Below are 20,590 nucleotides of genomic sequence, written 5' to 3'. Positions count from 1 at the left end.
GTAAGGTGGCAGTCTGCGTGCGCGTTAACGTGCTGCGTTTGGGCCGATGCCGAGTAGAATCACGCCCTGAAAGCGATTCCAGAGGTGCGGTACGGTGGATTTACAGCAGGGTTTTGTCCTGACCCGGCATTGGCGCGACACGCCGTTGGGCTCGGAGGTCAGCTTCTGGCTGGCGACGGACCATGGCCCCCGATTTATCCGCCTCCCCATGCAGACGTCCGTGGTGTTTATCCCCGAGGCCCATCGCAAGCCGCTGGACTGGCTGCTCAAGGGCGAGCGCGAGATCGAATTGCGCCCGTTGCAGCTCTGCGACTTCCATCACCGCCCGGTCCTGGGCCTCTACACCCGCCAGCACCGCCAGTTGATGGACGTGGAAAAACGCCTGCGTGCTGCCGGTGTGGATGTGTACGAAGGCGACGTGCGCCCGCCGGAACGCTACATGATGGAACGCTTCATCACCGCCCCCGTGTGGTTCGGCGGCACGCCGGAGGCCGACGGCACGCTGGTGGACGCGCAGATGAAACCCGCGCCCGAGTACCGCCCGCCGCTGAAGCTGGTGTCCCTCGACATCGAGACCACCGCCCAGGGCGACCTGTATTCCATCGCCCTTGAAGGCTGCGGCGAGCGCCAGGTGTACATGCTTGGCCCGCCGAACAAATCCGATGCCGTCGACTTCAAGCTCGACTACTGCGACACCCGCGCCCAACTGCTCGAACGCCTCAACCAGTGGATCGCCACCCATGACCCCGACGCGATCATCGGTTGGAACCTGGTGCAATTCGACCTGCGCGTACTGCACGAACATGCCCAGCGCCTCAACGTACCGCTGTTGCTCGGGCGTGGCGCCGAGCCCATGGCCTGGCGCGAACACGGCAGCCGCAGCCATTACTTTGCAGCAGCGGCGGGGCGGCTGATCATCGATGGCATCGAAGCGCTGCGTTCGGCCACGTGGAGCTTCGAATCCTTCAGCCTGGAAAACGTCGCACAAACCCTGCTGGGTGAAGGCAAGGACATCTCCACACCGTACCAGCGCATGGACGAAATCAACCGCATGTTCGCCGAGGACAAGCCCGCCCTGGCGCGCTATAACCTCAAGGACTGCGAGCTGGTCACGCGGATTTTCGCCAAGACCGAGCTGCTCAAGTTCCTGCTGGAACGAGCCAGCGTTACCGGCCTGCCGGCGGACCGCAACGGTGGCTCCGTCGCCGCATTTACTCATTTGTACATGCCGCTGATGCACCGCCAGGGCTTCGTCGCACCGAACCTGGGAGACAAACCGCCACAGGCCAGCCCCGGCGGGTTTGTGATGGATTCACGTCCCGGCCTCTACGAATCGGTGCTGGTGCTGGATTACAAAAGCCTTTATCCGTCGATCATCCGCAGCTTCCTGATCGACCCGGTGGGCCTGATCGAAGGCCTCAAGCATCCGGATGACAGTGACTCGGTAGAAGGTTTTCGCGGCGCCCGGTTCTCCCGCACCCGGCACTGTTTGCCGTCCATCGTTGCGCGGGTTTCCGAAGGCCGCGAAGAGGCCAAGCGCGAACACAACGCGCCACTGTCCCAAGCGTTGAAAATCATCATGAACGCGTTCTACGGCGTGCTGGGTTCCAGCGGTTGCCGCTTCTTCGATACGCGGCTGGCTTCGTCCATCACCATGCGTGGCCACCAGATCATGCGCCAGACCCGCGCACTGGTTGAGGCACAAGGGTATGAGGTGATCTACGGCGACACCGACTCCACCTTCGTCTGGCTCGGCGGCGCACATTCCCAGGAGGACGCCAGCCGCATCGGCCGGGCGTTGGTGCAGCACGTCAACGACTGGTGGCGCGCGCACCTGCACAGCGAATTCGGCCTGCAAAGCGCGCTGGAGCTGCAATACGAAACCCATTTCAGCCGCTTCCTGATGCCCACCATTCGCGGTGCGGAGGAGGGCAGCAAAAAGCGCTACGCAGGGTTGGTGACGCGCAGCGATGGCACTGAAGAAATGGTCTACAAAGGCCTGGAGACCGTCCGCAGCGACTGGTCACCCCTGGCTCGCCGTTTCCAGCAGGAACTCTATCAGCGCATCTTCCATCGCCAACCGCACCAGGACTATATCCGCGACTACGTGCGCCGCACCCTGAGCGGCGAGTTCGACGAACTGCTGATTTACCGCAAGCGCCTGCGCCGCCGCCTGGACGACTATGAACGCAACGTACCGCCCCACGTGCGCGCCGCACGCCTGGCCGACGACTACAACGACCGCCTCGGTCGCCCGCGCCAATACCAGCGCGGTGGCTGGATCAGCTACGTGATCAGCGTCAACGGTCCGGAACCGCTGGAGGTGCGCCAGGCGCCCATCGACTACGATCATTACGTCACTCGGCAATTGCAACCGGTGGCCGATGCAATCCTGCCGTTTGTGGATGACGACTTCAGCACGCTGGTCGGTGGGCAAATGGGTTTGTTTTAAACGTTGTGATAGGAGGATCGCCCCATGTACACACTCTACGGCATCGACGAATCCGGCTCCTGCATGATCGAAATCGCCTTGCAGCGGTGTGCGGTGCCGTGGCGGCGGGTCGATGCGGCCTCATGGGCCGAGGGCGAGGGCAGTGACGAGCTGGCGCGCTTCAACCCGCTCAAACAAGTGCCCACGCTGCTGACCCCCGATGGGCAGGTGCTCACCGAAAGCGCCGCGATCCTTATCCACCTCGGCCTGGAGTTTCCCGACTCGGATTTGCTAGCCGGCAACCGTGCGCAGATCCTGCGTGGCCTGGTGTACGTCGCCGCCAATTGCTACTCGGCCATCGGCATCATTGACTACCCGCAACGCTGGCTGGGCAACGTCAATGAAACCGTGCAGGTGCAATTGGTCACCGGCACCCGGCGCTACCTGCACCAGGCCTGGGTGGTGTTCGCCGATCAGTTCGCCGAGCAGCTGTTTGCCCCAAGCGGTGCGCCGAATGCGCTGGGCATCATGGCGGCGGCGGTGTCGCGTTGGGACGAGGCGCGTGAGGCGTTGAACGGGCTGGCGCCAGGCTTTGCGCAGACCCTGGCGCAGGTCGATGCCGACCCCCTCGTAGCCCCCGTGTTTGCGCGGCATTGGCCGGCGTGGAACGTCTCATGATGTTTCCGCAATCAGTGGAAACAATCACCGCCAACCCCATCCAAGCCCTTGCGTAGCGGGCGTCCTGACCTACGCTTTCTTAAAGTTGTGTAGGAATCATCCTTGAATTTGACTGTCGCAGACATGAAACTCAAGAACCCTGCATGGAATTAGAAGGAGGTGCGCATGCTCATCCGGTCGCTGACCCTGGCTACCTTGATGGCTTTTACGGGGCCGCTGTTGGCCGCGGATGATATCAATCCACTCAAGCAGGACCTGGGCAAAGCCCGTCCGCTGGTGGTGGTGGAACTCGACTCCGGCAACCCCACGCTGGCCACCTTGAAGAAGCAACTGGAAGACCCTGCCACCAAGCAGTCTTTTGAAGAACGCAACATGGTGTTCTACACCGTGTCGTTCGGCAGCATCGGTGCCGAAGGCGAGAAATTCGCCAAGGACCCCAAGGACGCGAAGAAGCTCACCCCGCCAGAAACCAACGCACTGATCCGCGCCCTCAAGCTCGGTGCCGGCAGTGGTACCAAGGTGATCCTGGTGGGTAAGGATGGCGAGAAGAAAGTCGAGAAGACCGTGCCGCCGGATACCCTCGACTTGAAAGAATTCTTCAGCGCCATCGACGCCATGCCCATGGCCGAAAAAGAAACCGCCGCGCCCGCCGAGCCTGAACCGGCTGCGGCCGCACCGGCCAAGGGCGCCAAACCGGCCAAGGCCGGCAAACACCCCGCCCAGCAGCTTGACGACTAAAACACACCTGTCCAATTGTGGGAGGGGAATGATGGTGTCTTCAATCTTCCGGCCTGACACAGAGCAAAATGTGGGAGGTGGCTTGCCGCCGATAGCGGTGTATCAGCCAACATCTACATGACTGACACACCCTCATCGGGGGCAAGTCGAATCGTCGCACCGCCCCTCCCACCGGGGAACGATGGTGTCTTCAATTTCCCGTCCTGACACAGAGCAAAATGTGGGAGGTGGCTTGCCGCCGATAGCGGTGTATCAGCCAACATCTACATGACTGACACACCATCATCGGGGGCAAGCCCCCTCCCACAGGTGAATGATGGTGTCTTCAATCTCCCGGCCTGACACAGAGCAAAATGTGGGAGGTGGCTTGCCGCCGATAGCGGTGTGTCAGCCAACATCTACATGACTGACACACCCTCATCGGGGGCAAGCCCCCTCCCACCGGGGAACGATGGTGTCTTCAATTTCCCGGCCTGGCACAGAGCAAAATGTGGGAGGTGGCTTGCCGCCGATAGCGGTGTATCAGCCAACATCTACATGACTGACACACCCTCATCGGGGGCAAGCCCCCTCCCACCGGGGAACGATGGTGTCTTCAATTTCCCGGCCTGGCACAGAGCAAAATGTGGGAGGTGGCTTGCCACCGATAGCGGTGTGTCAGCCAACATCTACATGACTGACACACCGTCATCGGGGCAAGCCCCCTCCCACCGGGGAATGATGGTGTCATCAATCTCCCGGCCTGACACAGAGCAAAATGTGGGAGGTGGCTTGCCGCCGATAGCGGTGTATCAGCCAACATCTACATGACTGACACACCGTCATCGGGGGCAAGTCGAGTCGTCGCACCGCCCCTCCCACCGGGGAACGATGGTGTCTTCAATTTCCCGGCCTGGCACAGAGCAAAATGTGGGAGGTGGCTTGCCGCCGATAGCGGTGTGTCAGCCGGCATCTACATGACTGTCACACCGCTATCGGGGGCAAGCCCCCTCCCACAGTGTTTCAATGTTGTTCTTTAGACTGCTTGCGCACCGGAAACGGAAAGTAGAAGAACCGCAAGAACGCCACCCGCTTGATCACTTCGCCGATCAACAACGGCACCACCACCGCCACCACCAACCCTAGGCATGCGGCCAGGAAGGCATGCAATCCCAGGCGCTCCATCAAATCAAACGTCTTGTGCTGGATCTCCCCATGGAAGATCAGCAGGATCAGGGTCGACTGGCCAATGTAGGTCATCGCCCGCGTCAGCAGTTCCGATACCCTGACCACCCGCGCCAGCGCCCAGCACACATACACGCCAATCACCGCCAGCAGGCTGGTCCATAACCAGTGGTCATAGCGCCGTTGCGCCAGGTCCATGGTGTCGCCTCGCCAAAGGAATACGGCCGCGAACAATACCGCCGAAATCATCAGTGTCAGCAGTGAGCCTTCATGCCGCCGCAACCAGTCCCGCAGCAGGTAGCCCAGGACGAAACAGGCACTGCTGATCAGGGTGATATCCGCGCTGAACGGCAGCCCCGGCAGTACCCAGGTTTGCCCGTCAATCGCCACCGGCAATTGCCAGAACAGCGGCAGTATCCAGGTGCCGATCACCAGCATCACCGCCATCAGCGCGCAGTTCACCGCCAACGGCAGGCGTTGGATCAGGCGCAATACCGCCCAACTGAACAGGATCACCACCCAGAAATGCGGCAAGAACCACATCGCCTGCCACGGGATGGTGTCCACCGAGGCGTACAGCACGCCGCCGATATCCGGCAGCAGTGGCTGGCCGCGCAGCACGTCGCGCACGATTACGTAGACCAGCATGGTGAAGAAAAACGGCTTGAGCAGACCGTCGGCCTTGCGTATCGCCATCTCGCCGAAGGGTTGCTCCGGCTTGAACAGCACGCCGGACAGGAAGAAGAACAACGGCAGCACAAATGACGCCAGGATCGGGTACATCAGCTCCCGGGACGTGGCCACGAACCAACTGTGGGCATACACGATCACCAGGATGCCGATGCCTTTGGCGATATCCATTTGAATCCAGCGATTTTTCACCTGTGCGTTCCCCGTCGATCATTCATGCCTTGCGCCATGGCTTGAGCCACAACCCCATCCCCAGCAACACCCCGGCGCCGGCCAGGGTGCTCAGCCCCAGCTGCAGCCACACGCCTTCAATACGAAACAGCACCAGCGCCGCCAGGCCCATCAGCACCGCACTGAGCAGCCATTGCCGCGCCCAGGGCAGGGCGTCGAGTAGGGCCTGGCGCTGCATCAGCAACAACGCGGTGCAGATCACCCCGGCCAGTGCGGCCAAGGGGATGCCGGCCAGGCCGAACACAAAGGGCAGGGCGCCCAGCAGCACGACATTCACCAGGCTGCCGAGCAGCTCGCAACGCAACGGCTGGCGCGTGTCGCCAGCGGCGTAGGCATAACGGGCCAGCAACGCGTTCCAGGCACCGAACACCAGCGGCACGGCAAACCAGGCCAGCAACAGCGGCAGCGGCGAATCCGCCGATTGTTTGGGCAGCAGCAACGCCACCAGGCTTGGCGCTGCCGCCACCAGGCCGACACCGGCGGGCAGGGTCAGCACGCTGGCGGTTTCCAGGCCGCGCTTGAGCAGGGCCAGGCGCTCATCGCCCTGGCGGCGGCTCATCATGCCCAGCAGCACTTGGTTAAGACTCATCAATGCAATCAACGGCAGGTTCATCAGCTTGCGCGCCAGGTTGACCCAGGTCACCGCGCCTTCCCCCAGCAACGACGCCACCAGCCGCTCGATCAACGCCAACCCTTGGCTGGCGCCATTGCTCAACAACAGCGGACCGATGCGTTGGCCCAGCTCCCGCAACGGTGCAAACGAAAGCTGCCAGCGCCACGGCCGCCAGCCCTGGCGCCACACCGCCGGCAACATCGCCAGCGGCATCAACAGGCTGCCGGCCAAACAGGCCAGGGCCAGCGAGTGAGGCTGAGTCGCCGTGCCCGCGAGGGCGAGGTAAGCCACCGGCGGCAGGTTGAACAGCAACGAGCCCAGCCCCGCCAGCACAAAGCGCTCGCTGGCTTGCAAGGGAATGCTGAACAGCGCATGCAGCATCAGGCCCGGCACGCACCAGGCGACGATTTGCAAATTGCTGCCCGCAAGTGCGGTGGCACTGGTCGCCAACCCCGGCCCGAGCAACTGCACCAGCCACGGCGCCAACAGGGTCAGCAACAGGCTGGTGACCAGCGCGATCAGCATCAACGCCGGAAACAACACCGCCAGCCAGTCCAGCCGCTCGCCGTCCTTGCGGGCCAGGTACAGCGGCAACGCCGCCGCGCTCAATACGCCGCCGGCCAATGACATGCGCAGCGCCTCCGGCAGAAACAGCGCGATCAGGAATGCATCGCTGCGCTCCCCCGCGCCCCAGGCCGCCACCAGCAACCATTCCCGCGCAAAGCCCAGGCACAGGCCGAGCAGGGTCGCCACGGTCAGCCAAGCGGCAGAGCCGAGCATCAGTGCGGCACGCCATCAGGCAGCGGTTCAGCCACATCCACGCGCTTGACCTGCGGCAGACGCGCCGGGAACAAGCGCCGCGCCTCCAGCACATTGATCCCCACCATCAACCAGAACAGCGCCACCATCACCACGGCAAAGCTGAAATAGTGGTCGAACAAACCGCTGACCAGCGCCGACAGAATGCCCGCCGTAGTCCCCAGCCACAGTGCGTTGTCCTTGGTCAGGCGGATCGGGCCACTCTCCGGGCGCGCCTCACGCCACCAGCGCACAGTGACCGCGACAAACAGCAGCATGCCGAGAATGCCGATCTTGTAGATGTAGTTCAGCCACAGGTTGGAAATCCCCAGCAGATGGGTGCCTGGCACCGGCGGGTCGACCTTGAAGCCGATGCCGAACGGGTACGCCGCCACAGCCTGCGGGAACATACGGTACTCGTCGAAGCGCACCTCGGTACTGGCGTTGTCCGACGAAAAAATCGTCGCCAAGCGCTCCTGCAATGGCGGATACGCTATTACCAGCGCCACCGTCAGCGCTGCGCCGATCATCAGCAGGCGCCCGGTATACGGCACGCGGCGCGAAGCCAGCCACAACAACACCAACGCCAGGCTGACCATGGCGCCACGGCTACTGGCCAACAGCAACGCCGCCGCCCCCAGGCATGCCACGCCCAGGCCCAGTGCGCGTTTCCAGCCTTGCTCGGTCATGCCGTAGCAGAACGCCAACGGCAGCAGCAACGCCATGATCCCGCCGATGGCATTCGGGTGGGTCCAGGGCGAGCCCATGCGCGGGGACATGGCTTCCAGGCCGAACTTCAAGGTCTCGAAGTTGGCGTAGTTGAACAACCCCAGGATCGGCGCAATGCCCGCGCCCGAGCGGGTGTACACAAACACCCCGATCGACAGCACCAGCATCGCCAGGGTGCCGAGCAGCAGGGCGACCACCAGGGACTCACGCTGCTTGTGATCCACCAGCAATTGCGCGGCGAGGAACACCCCAGACAGGTTGAGCAACCAGCGCAGCCAGTTGGCCACGCCACTGCTGTCGGCGTGGGTGATGACCTGGCCGACGACAAACGGGAACACACTGAACAGCATCAGCCACAGCAGCATCTGGTCGGTAGGGCGCCGCGCAAAAGCGGGCCCGTCGTGCAAACGCGACAAAAACCGGTGCCACACCACGGCGCCCCAGGTCAGCGCCAGGATCGCCTCGCTCACGGTGGTGCGGATACCGAGGTTGACCGTTGAATACGGCATGAACGTCGCCATGCCGGCAAACAGCAACAAGCCCCAGAGCGGAAAACGCAGGATGGTCACCGCGCCCGCCAGCCCGATCACCGCAAGAAACGCTTTGGCCGGTGACAGCAGCAGGGCCAGCGCACCAAACAGCAGGCCGAACAGAATCGCGACGAGGCTGGTCAGATTCACTCTCACTTCAACTCCTCGATCAATTCGGCCAGGCGTTGGCGGTAGGCGTGCTGATTGAAACGCGCTGCCCATTGACGCCGTTGCTCGGGTGATTCTTCATCGCCTCCAGCGCTCAAGCCGAGCATCAACTGCACCAGTGCCGCGCCATCCGTGGGGGAGAAACGCGGTGCCGACGGCGGGGTGATTTCATCCAGCGAGGTGCCGCTAGCCACCGCCACCGGCGTGCCCACGCTCAGGGCTTCGATCACCGGCAAGCCAAACCCTTCGGCATAGGACGGCTGCCACAGGCGCGAGGCCTGGCGATACAACGCGTGCAGTTCAGCATCCGACACGCCACTGAGTGCACGAATCCCCGGCAACGTACGCTGGGCTTCGGGCAAATGCTCCAGGCTGCCCACCAGCACTAACTCCGGTACTTCAACGGACTGGCTGCGCGCTTGCCGCCAGGCGTCCACCAGAAACGGCACGTTCTTACGCAGCTCACGAGTACCCACCAGCAACCAATAGCGCTCGGGCAACTGGCGTGCGCTGATGTCCGCTGCCAGTTCGATAAACCCGTCCACCTGATTGGGCAACACACGAATCTTGCCCGCCGCCTTGGGAAACAGCCGCGCCGTTTCATCGGCGCTGTATTGCGACGGCGTCCACACCCGGTCGGCGCTGTGCACCGCATAGGCAATCGACAGGCGATCACAGGTCTTGTAGACGAACGCCTTCAAACGGTTGGCGTGGTAGTTGTTCAAGGTGATCTGGAACAGGTCATGCAGCAGCACCACCGTGCGCAAACCCTTGGGCTTGGGCGGCAACGGCAGGCCCATATTGAAGGTGCTGATGTACAGGTCGATATGCTGCTCGCGCAACGCACGCGGCAAAAAACCAGCCTCGAAACGCAAGCGATTCTGCGGCTGGTGCATCGCGGTCTTGGCGCAACCCCACGCCGGGCAATGGGCCTGCAAGCGGGTTTGATCGCCCAGGGGCGCCACGGTAAAGCGCTCAAGTTCGACGTCGGGCAAGGTCCGCAGGCCTGCCTCCAGCGCGTACACCTGGCGGCTGATCCCCGATTGCGGCGAGGTGCCGACGGTGCGGTAATCCAGGCCTATACGCATGCGGGCTCCTGTTGGTTGAGTGGCGCCAGGCGCGCATACACCTGTTCCAACTGGCTGGCGGCCACGCTCCAGTCATGGGCGCGACGCACATAGGCGCGGCCGGCTTCGCCCATGGGCGCGGCGGCGTCGGGGAATTGCAGCAGGCGCACCACCGAATCCGCCAGGCTCGCGGCGGTTTGGCCACCGAGATAGTCCAGGCCTTCCACCAAGTCCAGGCCCGACACGCCTTGCTCGGTACTCGCCAGTGGCAGGCCGGCGGCCAGGGCTTCGAGTACTTTCAACTTGGAACCGCCACCATGGCGCAGCGGCGCGAGAAACACCGAACTGCTCGATTGCAGCGCCAGCAGGTTCGGCACAAAGCCTTGCCACTCGATCCGCGGGTCTTTCCAGCGTTCACGCCAACTGCCCGGCATGCCGAAGCCGCACACACTCATGCGGGCGTCCGGGCAGCGTTCCCAGACCCTGGGCAAAATCTCATCCAGCGCCCATTCAATGGCGTCCACATTCGGTGCGTACTCGTAGTTGCCGAGGAACAGCACACGGCGCGCCGACGGGTCGGGACGGGCCGCCGCAAAGTGATCACAGTCCACCCCATTGACCACCACCGGCACCGGTTTACCGGCGATGGTTGCCAGTACTTGCGCATCGCTGTCGGTCACCGCCACGACTTGCGCGGCCTGGCGCATCACTCGACGTTCCCAGCGCGCATAGCGCCACTGGTCGTAGCGAATGAACGGCAGCGCCCAGCCCGGCAAACGGTCGTAGGTCGCCGCGCCCAGGGCGGATTCGACGTTGTGTTCGGTCAGCACAAACGGTTGGGATTTTCGCCTCAGCACCTCTTCATAAGGCTGGAAGGTGTAGGTGTGTTCGATCTGCACCACGTCCCACGGCTCACTGAGCAATTGGTTGAAGGTGTCCTGCAAGGGGCCCGAAAGACCGTTCACACTGGCCAACAGCGGATAGGGCGCAAACAACCCGGCCAACAGGGTTTTAACACTGCGCAACGGGCGGCGCGGCAGGATGATGACTTGCTCGAGAAACCCCTCCAGCACCTGGCGGTCGGCCGCGGCCACCGACTGTTTGTCATGCAGCAGCAAAGTGATGCGATGCCCGCGCGCGGCCAGGCTGCGCAACAAATGAAACTGGCGCGTCTTGCCGCCGCTGGTGGCGGGCCAGGGCGAGTAGGGCAGGACCCATAAAATGCGCATGGCAGGCGCTACTCCCATAGCAGGATTTGCAGGTTCGGTTTCACCGGCACCGTCAGCCCGTCGCTGCCGCTGAGCGGGGTTTGGGTGCTGCGCAGCGGGTCGTACAGGGTGGCGCTGGCCAGTCCGGGTACGTGGGCGTTGCCGCCCTCGGCGGACCAGAAGAACCAGAGTTTTTTACCGTCGGCGCGGGTCCAACCGATGCTGAACAGGCCGTCGGGCAATTGGTCGGCCACCGGTGGATCGCCAGGGGTGAGTTGCGGCCCACTGACATCGAGGAAGTTTTTCAACGCGGTGTACGCCGGCTTGGGGTTGGCGTCGATGTCGAGCAAGCCGTAGAACTGGTCACGCACGCTGGCGCGCTGGTCGAGGTCGCTCAAGGTGAACAGGAAGATCCGGTCGAAATCCATCGCACTCATCAGCGCCAGGCGCCGCACGATGTAATCGGCCTGGCCTTGCTGGGTGATGATGTCCTGGGCGTCCTTGGGGCCAGGGTAGGTCGACCAGCCCCACTCGGTGCTCCACAGGGTTTGCACGCCGCCATTGCGCAGGGCCTGGTTGAGCGCGGTGGTCTTGGCGATAAAGTCCAGGTTGGCCGGGTCGTTGCCCTCGGGCAATTGGGTGTAGGGGTGATAGGAAATCACCGTGTTCAGGCTGGCCACACCCAGGGCGCCGAGGGCGTCGAACATGGTCTGGCCGTTGGGCATTTCACTGAAAAAGGCCATGCCGGCAGCAACAACGGGTTTGCTGGGATTCACACCCCGCAAGGCGCCCGCCGTGGCGGTCAACAGCGCGGCGAAACCGGCGGGGTCGGCCACCGGGCGCCAGAAGCCCAGCAGGTTTGGCTCGTTCCACACCTGCCACGCATCAACGCTGGGGTAGCGCTGGGACAACAGCGCCATGCGGTTGGCGAACACGTTCGGGTCCTTGGGCGGGTATTGATCCTGGTACGGCGCACCGGCCGGCGCCGTGGTGGCGAAGGGCGCCGAGCCCACCAGGTAAAACACCGATTTGAGCTGGTTGTTTTGCAAGTTGCCCACCAGTTGATCCAGGGTGGCCACCTGGTACTGGTTCTCCACCGGCTCCAATTGATCCCAATGCAAATCCAGGCGCACCCACTCCAGCCCAAGATCCTTGAGGCGGTTGATCTGCAACTGGTAACGCTCGGGGCTGAACCACAGGAACTGCGCGTTCACCCCCAGGAAATCCTTCCACACCACCACCTTGCTGCCCTTGAGCACGTGGTTCTCGGCATCCGCCTGGCGCCCCCACAAAAAGGCGGTAACGCCCAGTACGGCCACCACCGCCAGGGTCGCAAGAAACGCCGGTCTACGCGCCATAGGTGTCTCCCGCAATCGCCTGTTCGAAGAGTTGCTTGAATTTCTGCGCGGTCAGCGGCCACAAGCGTTCGCGGCCGATTTCCCCGGCGCGTTCGGCCCAATCCCGTGCCAACAGCGGTGTGCGCGCCAGGCGCAAAATCTGCTCGCCCAGTGCCGTCACATCACCTTCGGGATAGATAGCACCGTTGCCGCTGGCGACTTCTTCGGCAAACGCCCGCGCATCAGAGGTGATCGCACCACGGCCACACGCCGCTGCCCAGGACAGTGCGCCGCTGGTGCCGCGCTGGCGCCCCAGCAGGCCGAGTTTTTTCGATTCGCGGTACGGCAGCACCATCACATGGTGGGCCTGGATCGTTTGTGCGATTTCATCCGCCGGCAGGTTCAGGCGCCAGTCGATGGCATCGGTCAGGCCCAGCGCGGCAATCTGGCTGTTGAGTTGCTCCAGGTAATTGCCGCCCGCGCCAAACGCCATTTCCGCCGCCGTGCCGCCAGCCAGGGTCAGGCGTACTCGGCCGCGCAATTCAGGCGCTTGTTCGAACACATTCGCCAGCGCCTGCACCAGATCCTCGATGCCTTTGCCGCGGTAGATAAAGCCGAAATACAACAAGCGCAGGGTGTCGAGGGAGGGCAGCGGCACCGGGGCAATCGCCAGGTTGGCGTGGTTGATCACCGCCACTTTGCCGGCCGGCAAGTGCATGCGCTGGCTCAGGCAATCGGCACCCAGGCGGGTGAGGGTGATCAGCCGGGTCAGGCCGTTGGCGACCTGGCGTTCCTCGCGCAAGGTCAGCGGATCGGCCAGCACCACCGCCGCCTGGGGCAATGGGCTGGGCAGGCGTTCCAGCAGGTTCAGCGGAAACGGCAACTGTTCGCGGCGCCACACGATGCGCTCGGGATCGTGCACGGTGGCGGTCAGCGGCAACTGCGGGTAAACCTTGCGCAGTTCACGCAGGGCCAGGAATTCCCCCAGGCGCCCGCCGCCCAGCTCGGCATGCACCAGGTCCACGGTCGGCCAGTCGAACCCATTCACTGCCTGCTGGATCGCCGCGCTGTTGCCCGCCACGCCGGCCAGCGGTGTCACCACGGTTACGCCGAGCTGTTCCAGCGCCGTGCGGAAATGGTTCGCGTAGTCGGCGATGCCGTTTTTTTCCGGTGGCAGCGGGGCGAGCAGGGCGATACGCATCAGAACGCTCCCCGGTACTTGTTGATGGTCTGCAGCACTTTGCTCGGCACTTCGAGCTTGCGTCGGTTAATGATGATGCCGTCCACCTTGCCGAACGCGGTGTTGAGGATCGACAGCGCATGTTCCACCACCGGCACCGTGCTTTTGCGTGCTTCCACCACCAGGGCGATCAGGTCGGCGCGGCGCAGGGTCACAAACGCTTCGCGGTTGGCCAGCAACGCCGAGGCATCCAGCAGCACCACTTCGCCAGGTTCCGCCGGAGCCTCGCCACCGACCCGCACGTTCACGCCGTTTTCCAGCAGCAGCGTGCGCAACTGGTCCACCACAAAGGTCACGCCTTCGCCGTGCCGCGCAGAGGTCAGCCCGAGGGTCAGGCCTTGTTCGGTGATACGGTCGGGCTTGAGCAGACTGTACAGCCGATAAATGCTGGCGTGGAACGCGTTGGTACTCTGCGCGGTGGTGGTGTCCAGTTCCGGCAGGGTGGTCCACAAGGGCAGGCCGAACTTGCGCTCCACCAGGCCGCCGTCGTGAATGCGCTGGTCCAGCAGGTAACACAGGTAGATCACCAGCAGGCCGACGACGATGGCAAACGGAACTGCCAACAGCAGCATCACCAGGGTTTTCGGGAAGATGCGCCCAGGGTTCAGGGTGGCTTCTTCGATCACCGCGATGTTGCTGATCTGGCTGTCATCCAACGCACGGTCGATGCGCGATTTTTCCAGGTTGTCCACGTACAGCGTGTAGTTGCGCTCGGTGGCGTTCAGTTCGCGGGACAGGCGCGCCAGCTCCGGCTCGATCTCCAGGGCTTGCTTGCGTTGGCCCTCGAGGTTCACCAGTTGTTTCTGCTGCTGCACAAGCTGGGTACGCAGCGCCAGATTGTTGCTGGTCTCATCCAGCAGCACGCGCTGCAAGTGGATTTCCAGGGTGTTCGGCGCACGGTTCTCCGAGGCCTGCACGGTGTTGCTTTCACTCGCCACCTGGGCCTGCATGGCACGGATCGACGCATCCAGGGCTTTGACCGGCGGTGCGTTATCCGTGTAGGTGCGCATCATGTCGGCCTTCTCCAGGAATTTCTGGTTGAGCAGGCGACGCAAGTCTTGTTGCTGCGGGTTCAGTGCGATCTGGCGCACCGTGGTGACTTCCTTGGGCTGGGTCTTGAGCTGATCGCGGGTACTGGCGATGGCGCTGTCGGACGAGGCGATCAAGCGCGTGGTGTTGAACGTCTCGCCGCGCAGCACGTTGATGCGCTCGGACAAATCTTCCAGGCGGTCGGTGATGCTCGCCGCGCCGATCTCGTTCAAGTGCGTGAGGATCTGTTGCTTGTAGCTCTTGATCTCGTTGGCGCTGTTATTCACCTGGCCTTCATAGAAGGCGTAGAGGCTTTTGCGGCCCAAGGCTTGAGTGCGTTCGTTGACGTAGGTTTCGACCCAATCCTTGACCACCGCCTGGGCAATCTCCGGGTCGCCCCAGGTGAAGCTGATGTCCATCACCGTGGAGCCGGCGGCGTGGCTCACTTCAAAGCTCTTCTCCAAACTCGCGGCCAGGCGCTCCACCGGGGTGGTTTTTTCCACGATGCCGACCGATTCGAGTACCACGCGAATACCGTCAAACACCCCGCCCACGCCTGCTTTGACGTAGTGCTTGGTGCGCTTCCAGAAACCCTCCGGCGGCGGTGCGTTTTCGATCAGTTCCAGGTAATGCTCAGCCACCGTGCGCACAATCGGGCGGCCCGTCAGCAGGCGTTCTTCATCGACAATCGGATCACGCTGGGTGCTGGGCATCACCAGCGCCTGGCGGTTGCTGATCTCGATGGGCAGCGTCGAGTCGCGCCCCGGTTTGACCAGCAAACGTGCGGTGGATTCATACTTGGCCGGCAGCAAAAAAGCTCCCAGCAAGATAATCACCAGCGCCGCAATCGCCGCCAGCCTGAACTCACGCCGGAAGATGAAGAACAAACGCAGCAGATCACGAAAAGAACGGATCTCGATCATGGGATGTCGCTCCTTTAGTTATTGCCGCCGCTGGTACGGGTGTAGTTGTAGCCAACCCCGATGGACTTGGTGAACGGAATGAGTTGGTTCAAGTAGGTATCCACCCCTTGGATGCGCTCGCCAACGTTGGACTTGGGCACGAACACCACGTCACCGCGTTGCAACGGCACTTGCTTGCGCCCGTTGGGGCCGGTCTTGAGGTACTGGCTGAAATCCAGGAAGTAGGCGTGGTAGGCGCCTTGGGCGTCTTCGCGCAACAGCGCGACCATGCTGGCGTCGCCAGACGGGTTGACCCCGCCCGCACCGACAATCGCCTGCTCCAGCGTATTGGCCGTGGCAATCTGCACCGCCGACGGGTTGTTCACCGCGCCGCCGACGATCACCGAATTGCTCGGCGCCTGGTTGATGTTCACCGTCACCCGTGGCTCGCGGTACACCGGCGCCAGGCTCTTGGTCAGCTCGGCGGCGACTTCCGAGGGCGTGCGCCGCGCCACCTGGATCGGGCCCAGGAACGGGTAGTTGATCTTGCCGTCGTTCTGCACCGTGTACAGCGTCAGCTCATAGATGGTGCTGACGTTGAACGCCGACAGCGTGGGCATCTCGCCGGCGTCGCGCACGATACGCAACTGGTCGCCGATACGGATGCGCTCCACCACCGGTGGCAATTGCGCCAACTGGTCGAGGGCGCGCTTGCCCTCTTCGACGGTCTTGCTGTCCGGCGGCGCGATGCGCGCCGGGGTGTTGCAGGCGGCCAGGGCCAGCATGGCCAAGGCGAGCAGGGTGGGTTTGATCAAGGGGGACTTCCTGTAGGTCATGCTGCTCACCTCCAATAACCGGGAAACATACTGATGCGCCGCTTGAGGGACAGCGGCAGGCGCCGCTCCAGATGCCCCAGGCGGTAACCGAACAATTTGAACGCGCTGCGCACCAGTACCTCGGGCACGCGATGCAAGGCACCGGCCTTGCGCAGGGCGGCGAGTTCGGCCAGCACATAGCGCTTGCCTTCGCCGCCTGCGTCGCCAAAGGCTTGCCGGATCCACGGCTCGCGGCCGTAGAACACGCCAATGTCGAAGTAGCGGTGAAACTCATCCATCAGCGTGTAATCGTGGGAGTGGTGCACCAGCGCCGTGGCGGCGTAGCGCACCTTGTAGCCTTCCAGCAGCAGGCGGGCGGCCACGTAGGCATCTTCGCTGCCGATCACGTCCTGGGGAAAACCGCCCACCGCTTCCAGGGCGCTGCGGCGGTACACGGAAAACGAGTCCGAGCTGAAACAGGTCTTGATCCCCAACTCCGGCGCGTCGGCCAGGCTTTTGCTGCGGCTGTGTTCCGGGTAGTTGAAGTGACGTGACTGCGCGCCCAACACACCCGCGTCGGGGTGGGGCAATTGGCGACCGTAGGCCACGCCGTTGAGCGGGTCCTGTTGCAGTTCATCGAGCAGGTTGGCGAAGGTCTCCGGGGTGGCGGGGATCGCGTCCTGGGTCATCACGATCAATGCATCGCCACCCACCTGTTGGCTGGCCCAGCGCCGCGTGCCGCCGTGGTTGAAATCGCGGGCATCGATCACCTCGACCCGCGCCCCAAACTCGCGAAAGCGTGCCACGGTGTCATCGCTGGAGGCGCTGTCTACCACCAGCATCTCGTCCGGTTGCAGGGTTTGCATTTTCAGCGCCGGCAGCAAACGGTCCAGGTGGCCGGATGCGTTGCGGGTCGGGATGATCAAGGCTGTGCGCATGTCATTTTTTCACCTCGGCGGGGGCGCGGCCGTAGATGTCATCGAAGCGCACAATGTCGTCTTCACCCAGGTACTCGCCGCTCTGCACCTCGATCATCACCAGGTCGATGATGCCGGGGTTGGTCAGACGGTGTTTGTGCCCGGCGGGGATATAGGTGGACTCGTTGGCATTGATCAAGAATTCGCGCTCGCCATTGGTGATCTGCGCCGCGCCGCTGACCACCACCCAGTGTTCGCTGCGGTGGTGGTGCATCTGCAACGACAGCGAGGCCTGGGGCTTGACCACGATGCGCTTGATCTTGAAGCGACTGCTTTCCTCCAACACCGTGTAGGTGCCCCACGGCCGGGTGACGGTGCGGTGCAGGCTGTACGCCGGATGGTTCTGGCGCTTGAGTTCGGCAACGATGTAGCGCACATCCTGGCTGCGGTGGGCGTCGGCGATCAGCAGGGCGTCGGGGGTGTCGACGATGATCAGGTCGCGCACGCCCACCGCGCCGAGTACGCGCTTGGGCGAATCGATGTAGCAGTCGTGCACATCATGCAGGATCGCTTCGCCGTTGACCTGGTTGCCATGGGCGTCGCTGGGGGTGAGCTGGCGCAGGGCTTCCCACGAACCGATATCGCTCCAGCCGATGTCGCAAGGCACCACGGCGACTTGCTTGGACTTTTCCATCAGCGCCACGTCGATGGAAATATCCGGCGCACTGCCGAAGGCGTCCGCCTCCAGTTCACGCTGGCGCGAGGTTTTGTTTTGCAGGCTTTGGCTGTGTTCCAAAGCGGCGCGGGCGGCTTGCAACACGTCCGGCGCGTGGGCGGCGAGTTCGTCCACCAGGGTGCTGGCCTTGAAGCAGAACATGCCGGCGTTCCACAGGTGCTTGCCGCCGTCGAGGTAGCCTTGGGCGGTGGCCAGGTCGGGTTTCTCGACAAAGCGCTTGACCCGGTAACCGGTGTCCAGGGCTTCGCCTTGTTCGATGTAGCCAAAGCCGGTTTCCGGGTGGTCGGGCTGGATGCCGAAGGTCACCAGGTAGCCTGCTTCGGCCAGGTCACGGGCCTGGGTCACGGCGGCGGCGAACGCCACTTCATTGAGGATCAGGTGGTCGGCGGGCATCACCAGCAACTGCGCCTGATCGCCGAAATGCTCCTGCACATGCAACGCCGCCACGGCAATGGCCGCTGCGGTGTTGCGCCCGAACGGTTCAAGCAGCAGGTCCAGGGGCAGGTGCGCCTTGTTCACGCTGCGGTAGTCATCCAGGGTGCGAAACAGCAAGTCGCGGTTGGTCACCGTCAACACGCTTTCGACGCCGGGCAGTTTGGCCGCGCGCTGGAAGGTCTTTTGCAGCAGGCTCTGGCCGTCGCGCATGCGCATGAACGGCTTGGGCATGTTCTGCCGGGACACCGGCCACAACCGCGTGCCCGAACCACCGGAAATGATGCAGGGAATCAATCCGTTGAGGGTATTCATCAATAGACCTCCTTGGTGGACAGGACGGCCGGAACCGTCATGAAGACGATGTACAAGTCAAACCACACCGACCACTTGGAGATGTACTCCAGGTCGTACTCGACACGTTTCTGGATCTTGAACAGGGTGTCGGTCTCGCCGCGGTAGCCATTGATTTGCGCCCAGCCGGTGATGCCCGGCTTCACGCGGTGGCGTGAACTGTACTCGCTCACCGCCACTTCGAACGGCACGCCGGCGGCCTTGGTCGCCGTGGCGTGCGGGCGCGGGCCGACCATCGACATATTGCCCAGCAGCACGTTGAACAACTGCGGCAGCTCGTCGATGCTGGTCTTGCGAATGATGCGGCCCACGCGGGTGATGCGCGGGTCCTGGCGAGTGGTCTGGCGTTCGGCGGTGAAGTCGCTCTGGTCGGTGAACATCGAGCGGAACTTGAACACGCGGATCTCGTTGTCGTTGTAGCCGTAGCGGTTCTGGCGGAACAGCACCGGGCCTTTGGAGTCGAGTTTGATCGCAATGGCCGTCGCCACCATCACCGGCGACAACGCCACCAACGCCAGGCTGGCGAGCACCAGATCCTCGAGGCGCTTGATCACCGGCGACCAGCCCCGCAGGGGCAATTGCGAGGTGTTGAACATCAGGATGCCGCCCACATCGGTGATCTTGCTGTGGCCGTAGCGCAGGGCGGCCATGTCCGGCACCAGCATCACGTTCACCGACAGCTGCCGCAGGCGGTTGACCAGCCCATGAATACGCTGCTCGGCGGCCCACGGCAGGCAGATCATCACTTGGTTGACCTGCTCGGCGCGGATCAGCTTTTCCAGGTCGCGGGTGTTGCCCAGCAGGGGCAGGTTGCTCAGCTCCTTGGGGATGCGCTCGGTGCGGTCGTCGATAAAACCGATCAGGCCGGAGCGGATATCGCCATTGCGTTGCAAGTGATCGGCGACGTGCACGGCGGTGTCGGTAAAGCCCAGGATCACGGTGCGTTGCAAGTACTTCCCGCCGCGCATCAGGCTGCGATACAGGCGCAGCATCAGCAGGCGTTCCAGGCAAAACAACGCCAGGCTGACGACATACCAGGTCACCAGGTTGTGCGGGGTCAGTTGCGGGAACATTTGCAGGATCTGGTACATGAACAGCAGGATGCAGAACGCCGCCGTCCAGGCCTTGATCTTGGCCTTGAGGCGCAGGCGGTTGCTGAACAGCTCTTCGGAGTAGATGCCGAGGGCCTGGAACAGAATGATGGTCAGGACCGCGAAAAACAGCAGCAGTCCGACGAAATGAGGGCGTAGTTCGGGGTCGACCGGGTCGAGGATGAACACCAGCACCAGCGGCGGCAAAATGGCCGTCAGGCCATGGATGGTTTTAACAAAAACAACAAAGAACTCAACAAAACCGGCACGTGTTAAAAACAGGCTGTCGACGGACGACTTCTCTCGCATAAAACATCCCTCATTGCACTCCAGACTTCACACATCGGCTGTTCGTTCAATAAAGCGATGGGCTGCTTTAAAGAGGGCAAGTCGAACTACGGCTACTCTGGGTAAAACGCAATTACCTATCTCACTCAAGGGAATTTGCGGGGGTAGTGGCTGTAAGGAGTGTTCCCTTAATCTGCTTTGTCAATAAATTGACCGTGGTGCGGGGGCGGCATGCTAGACAGGTTAATCAGTCTTTTTAGCGGCATTTTGTTGACGTTCCTTGTCCGTACACTCGGTTATGGGGTGTGGTTTGGAGTGTAGGAACAAATGCAGGATTTTTCCTGCTTAAAGGTAAAACCTTTTTCCAGGTGACGTGGGAAATGGGGACAAAAAGCTCGCGTGAA

15 protein-coding genes are annotated in these 20,590 nt (G+C 62.8%); 3 read left to right on the top strand and 12 right to left on the bottom strand.

Annotated elements, in window-relative coordinates:
* Positions 1-94 precede the first annotated feature (94 nt).
* The 3 genes from DYL61_RS18915 to DYL61_RS18905 all read left to right on the top strand — a co-directional run bounded on the left by DYL61_RS18915 (position 95) and on the right by DYL61_RS18905 (position 3,847).
* The gene (locus tag DYL61_RS18915; RefSeq protein ID WP_135309575.1) at positions 95-2,452 is read left to right on the top strand and encodes a DNA polymerase II; all 2,358 of its coding nucleotides are present in this window, start codon (positions 95-97) and stop codon (positions 2,450-2,452) included.
* Positions 2,453-2,476: 24 nt separating this feature from the next.
* The gene (locus tag DYL61_RS18910) at positions 2,477-3,109 is read left to right on the top strand and encodes a glutathione S-transferase N-terminal domain-containing protein (protein WP_135309574.1); all 633 of its coding nucleotides are present in this window, start codon (positions 2,477-2,479) and stop codon (positions 3,107-3,109) included.
* A gap of 165 nt (positions 3,110-3,274) precedes the next feature.
* Complete coding sequence (locus tag DYL61_RS18905; protein ID WP_135309573.1) at positions 3,275-3,847, top strand: DUF4174 domain-containing protein; 573 nt, start codon at positions 3,275-3,277, stop codon at positions 3,845-3,847.
* A gap of 1,002 nt (positions 3,848-4,849) precedes the next feature.
* Here the strand turns inward: DYL61_RS18905 and DYL61_RS18900 are convergent.
* The 12 genes from DYL61_RS18900 to DYL61_RS18845 are packed head-to-tail and all read right to left on the bottom strand — an operon-like array spanning position 4,850 to position 20,207.
* Positions 4,850-5,872: an acyltransferase family protein gene (locus DYL61_RS18900; RefSeq protein WP_193559449.1), complete on the bottom strand. Its 1,023-nt coding sequence runs from the start codon at positions 5,870-5,872 to the stop codon at positions 4,850-4,852.
* Positions 5,873-5,915: 43 nt separating this feature from the next.
* Complete coding sequence (gene murJ / locus DYL61_RS18895; RefSeq protein ID WP_135309571.1) at positions 5,916-7,325, bottom strand: murein biosynthesis integral membrane protein MurJ; 1,410 nt, start codon at positions 7,323-7,325, stop codon at positions 5,916-5,918.
* Positions 7,325-8,758, bottom strand: a complete 1,434-nt coding sequence (locus tag DYL61_RS18890; RefSeq protein ID WP_420825078.1) for an O-antigen ligase family protein — start codon at positions 8,756-8,758, stop codon at positions 7,325-7,327. The genes murJ and DYL61_RS18890 overlap by 1 nt, the downstream gene beginning before the upstream one ends.
* Entirely contained in the window at positions 8,755-9,858 is a 1,104-nt protein-coding gene (locus DYL61_RS18885) for a glycosyltransferase family 4 protein (protein ID WP_135309570.1), read from the bottom strand. The genes DYL61_RS18890 and DYL61_RS18885 overlap by 4 nt, the downstream gene beginning before the upstream one ends.
* The gene (locus DYL61_RS18880) at positions 9,849-11,066 is read right to left on the bottom strand and encodes a glycosyltransferase family 4 protein (RefSeq protein ID WP_135309569.1); all 1,218 of its coding nucleotides are present in this window, start codon (positions 11,064-11,066) and stop codon (positions 9,849-9,851) included. Before DYL61_RS18880 ends, DYL61_RS18885 begins: the two co-directional genes overlap by 10 nt.
* 8 nt (positions 11,067-11,074) lie before the next feature.
* Complete coding sequence (locus DYL61_RS18875) at positions 11,075-12,403, bottom strand: GH39 family glycosyl hydrolase (RefSeq protein WP_135309568.1); 1,329 nt, start codon at positions 12,401-12,403, stop codon at positions 11,075-11,077.
* The gene (locus DYL61_RS18870; protein ID WP_135309567.1) at positions 12,393-13,583 is read right to left on the bottom strand and encodes a glycosyltransferase; all 1,191 of its coding nucleotides are present in this window, start codon (positions 13,581-13,583) and stop codon (positions 12,393-12,395) included. Before DYL61_RS18870 ends, DYL61_RS18875 begins: the two co-directional genes overlap by 11 nt.
* On the bottom strand, positions 13,583-15,574 hold the full coding sequence (locus tag DYL61_RS18865; protein WP_135309566.1) for a GumC family protein: 1,992 nt from the start codon (positions 15,572-15,574) through the stop codon (positions 13,583-13,585). The genes DYL61_RS18870 and DYL61_RS18865 overlap by 1 nt, the downstream gene beginning before the upstream one ends.
* A gap of 14 nt (positions 15,575-15,588) precedes the next feature.
* Positions 15,589-16,365 (bottom strand): polysaccharide biosynthesis/export family protein, encoded by a 777-nt coding sequence (locus DYL61_RS18860; RefSeq protein WP_135309583.1) that lies wholly within the window; start codon positions 16,363-16,365, stop codon positions 15,589-15,591.
* Between the two features lie 29 nt (positions 16,366-16,394).
* The gene (locus tag DYL61_RS18855) at positions 16,395-17,306 is read right to left on the bottom strand and encodes a glycosyltransferase family 2 protein (RefSeq protein ID WP_135309565.1); all 912 of its coding nucleotides are present in this window, start codon (positions 17,304-17,306) and stop codon (positions 16,395-16,397) included.
* A 1-nt stretch (position 17,307) separates the two neighbouring features.
* A complete protein-coding gene (locus tag DYL61_RS18850) occupies positions 17,308-18,768 on the bottom strand; it encodes a mannose-1-phosphate guanylyltransferase/mannose-6-phosphate isomerase (protein WP_135309564.1) in 1,461 nt (486 codons plus the stop codon).
* Positions 18,768-20,207: an undecaprenyl-phosphate glucose phosphotransferase gene (locus tag DYL61_RS18845; protein ID WP_135309563.1), complete on the bottom strand. Its 1,440-nt coding sequence runs from the start codon at positions 20,205-20,207 to the stop codon at positions 18,768-18,770. Before DYL61_RS18845 ends, DYL61_RS18850 begins: the two co-directional genes overlap by 1 nt.
* Positions 20,208-20,590 lie beyond the last annotated feature (383 nt).

It is taken from the genome of Pseudomonas nabeulensis, from assembly GCF_004682045.1.
GTDB classification, from domain to species: domain Bacteria; phylum Pseudomonadota; class Gammaproteobacteria; order Pseudomonadales; family Pseudomonadaceae; genus Aquipseudomonas; species Aquipseudomonas nabeulensis.
Note: the sequence above shows the minus strand (reverse complement) of the source record. Positions and strands in the feature narration are given on the sequence as shown.

Excerpts from the sequence above, each read along its gene's own strand:
- DYL61_RS18875 (WP_135309568.1), bottom strand. The coding sequence starts at position 12,403 with ATGGCGCGTAGACCGGCGTTTCTTGCGACCCTGGCGGTGGTGGCCGTA.
- DYL61_RS18865 (WP_135309566.1), bottom strand. The coding sequence starts at position 15,574 with ATGATCGAGATCCGTTCTTTTCGTGATCTGCTGCGTTTGTTCTTCATC.
- DYL61_RS18880 (WP_135309569.1), bottom strand. The coding sequence starts at position 11,066 with ATGCGCATTTTATGGGTCCTGCCCTACTCGCCCTGGCCCGCCACCAGC.
- DYL61_RS18910 (WP_135309574.1), top strand. The coding sequence starts at position 2,477 with ATGTACACACTCTACGGCATCGACGAATCCGGCTCCTGCATGATCGAA.
- DYL61_RS18870 (WP_135309567.1), bottom strand. The coding sequence starts at position 13,583 with ATGCGTATCGCCCTGCTCGCCCCGCTGCCACCGGAAAAAAACGGCATC.
- DYL61_RS18905 (WP_135309573.1), top strand. The coding sequence starts at position 3,275 with ATGCTCATCCGGTCGCTGACCCTGGCTACCTTGATGGCTTTTACGGGG.
- DYL61_RS18850 (WP_135309564.1), bottom strand. The coding sequence starts at position 18,768 with ATGAATACCCTCAACGGATTGATTCCCTGCATCATTTCCGGTGGTTCG.
- DYL61_RS18855 (WP_135309565.1), bottom strand. The coding sequence starts at position 17,306 with ATGCGCACAGCCTTGATCATCCCGACCCGCAACGCATCCGGCCACCTG.
- DYL61_RS18885 (WP_135309570.1), bottom strand. The coding sequence starts at position 9,858 with ATGCGTATAGGCCTGGATTACCGCACCGTCGGCACCTCGCCGCAATCG.
- DYL61_RS18900 (WP_193559449.1), bottom strand. The coding sequence starts at position 5,872 with ATGGATATCGCCAAAGGCATCGGCATCCTGGTGATCGTGTATGCCCAC.
- murJ (WP_135309571.1), bottom strand. The coding sequence starts at position 7,325 with ATGCTCGGCTCTGCCGCTTGGCTGACCGTGGCGACCCTGCTCGGCCTG.
- DYL61_RS18845 (WP_135309563.1), bottom strand. The coding sequence starts at position 20,207 with ATGCGAGAGAAGTCGTCCGTCGACAGCCTGTTTTTAACACGTGCCGGT.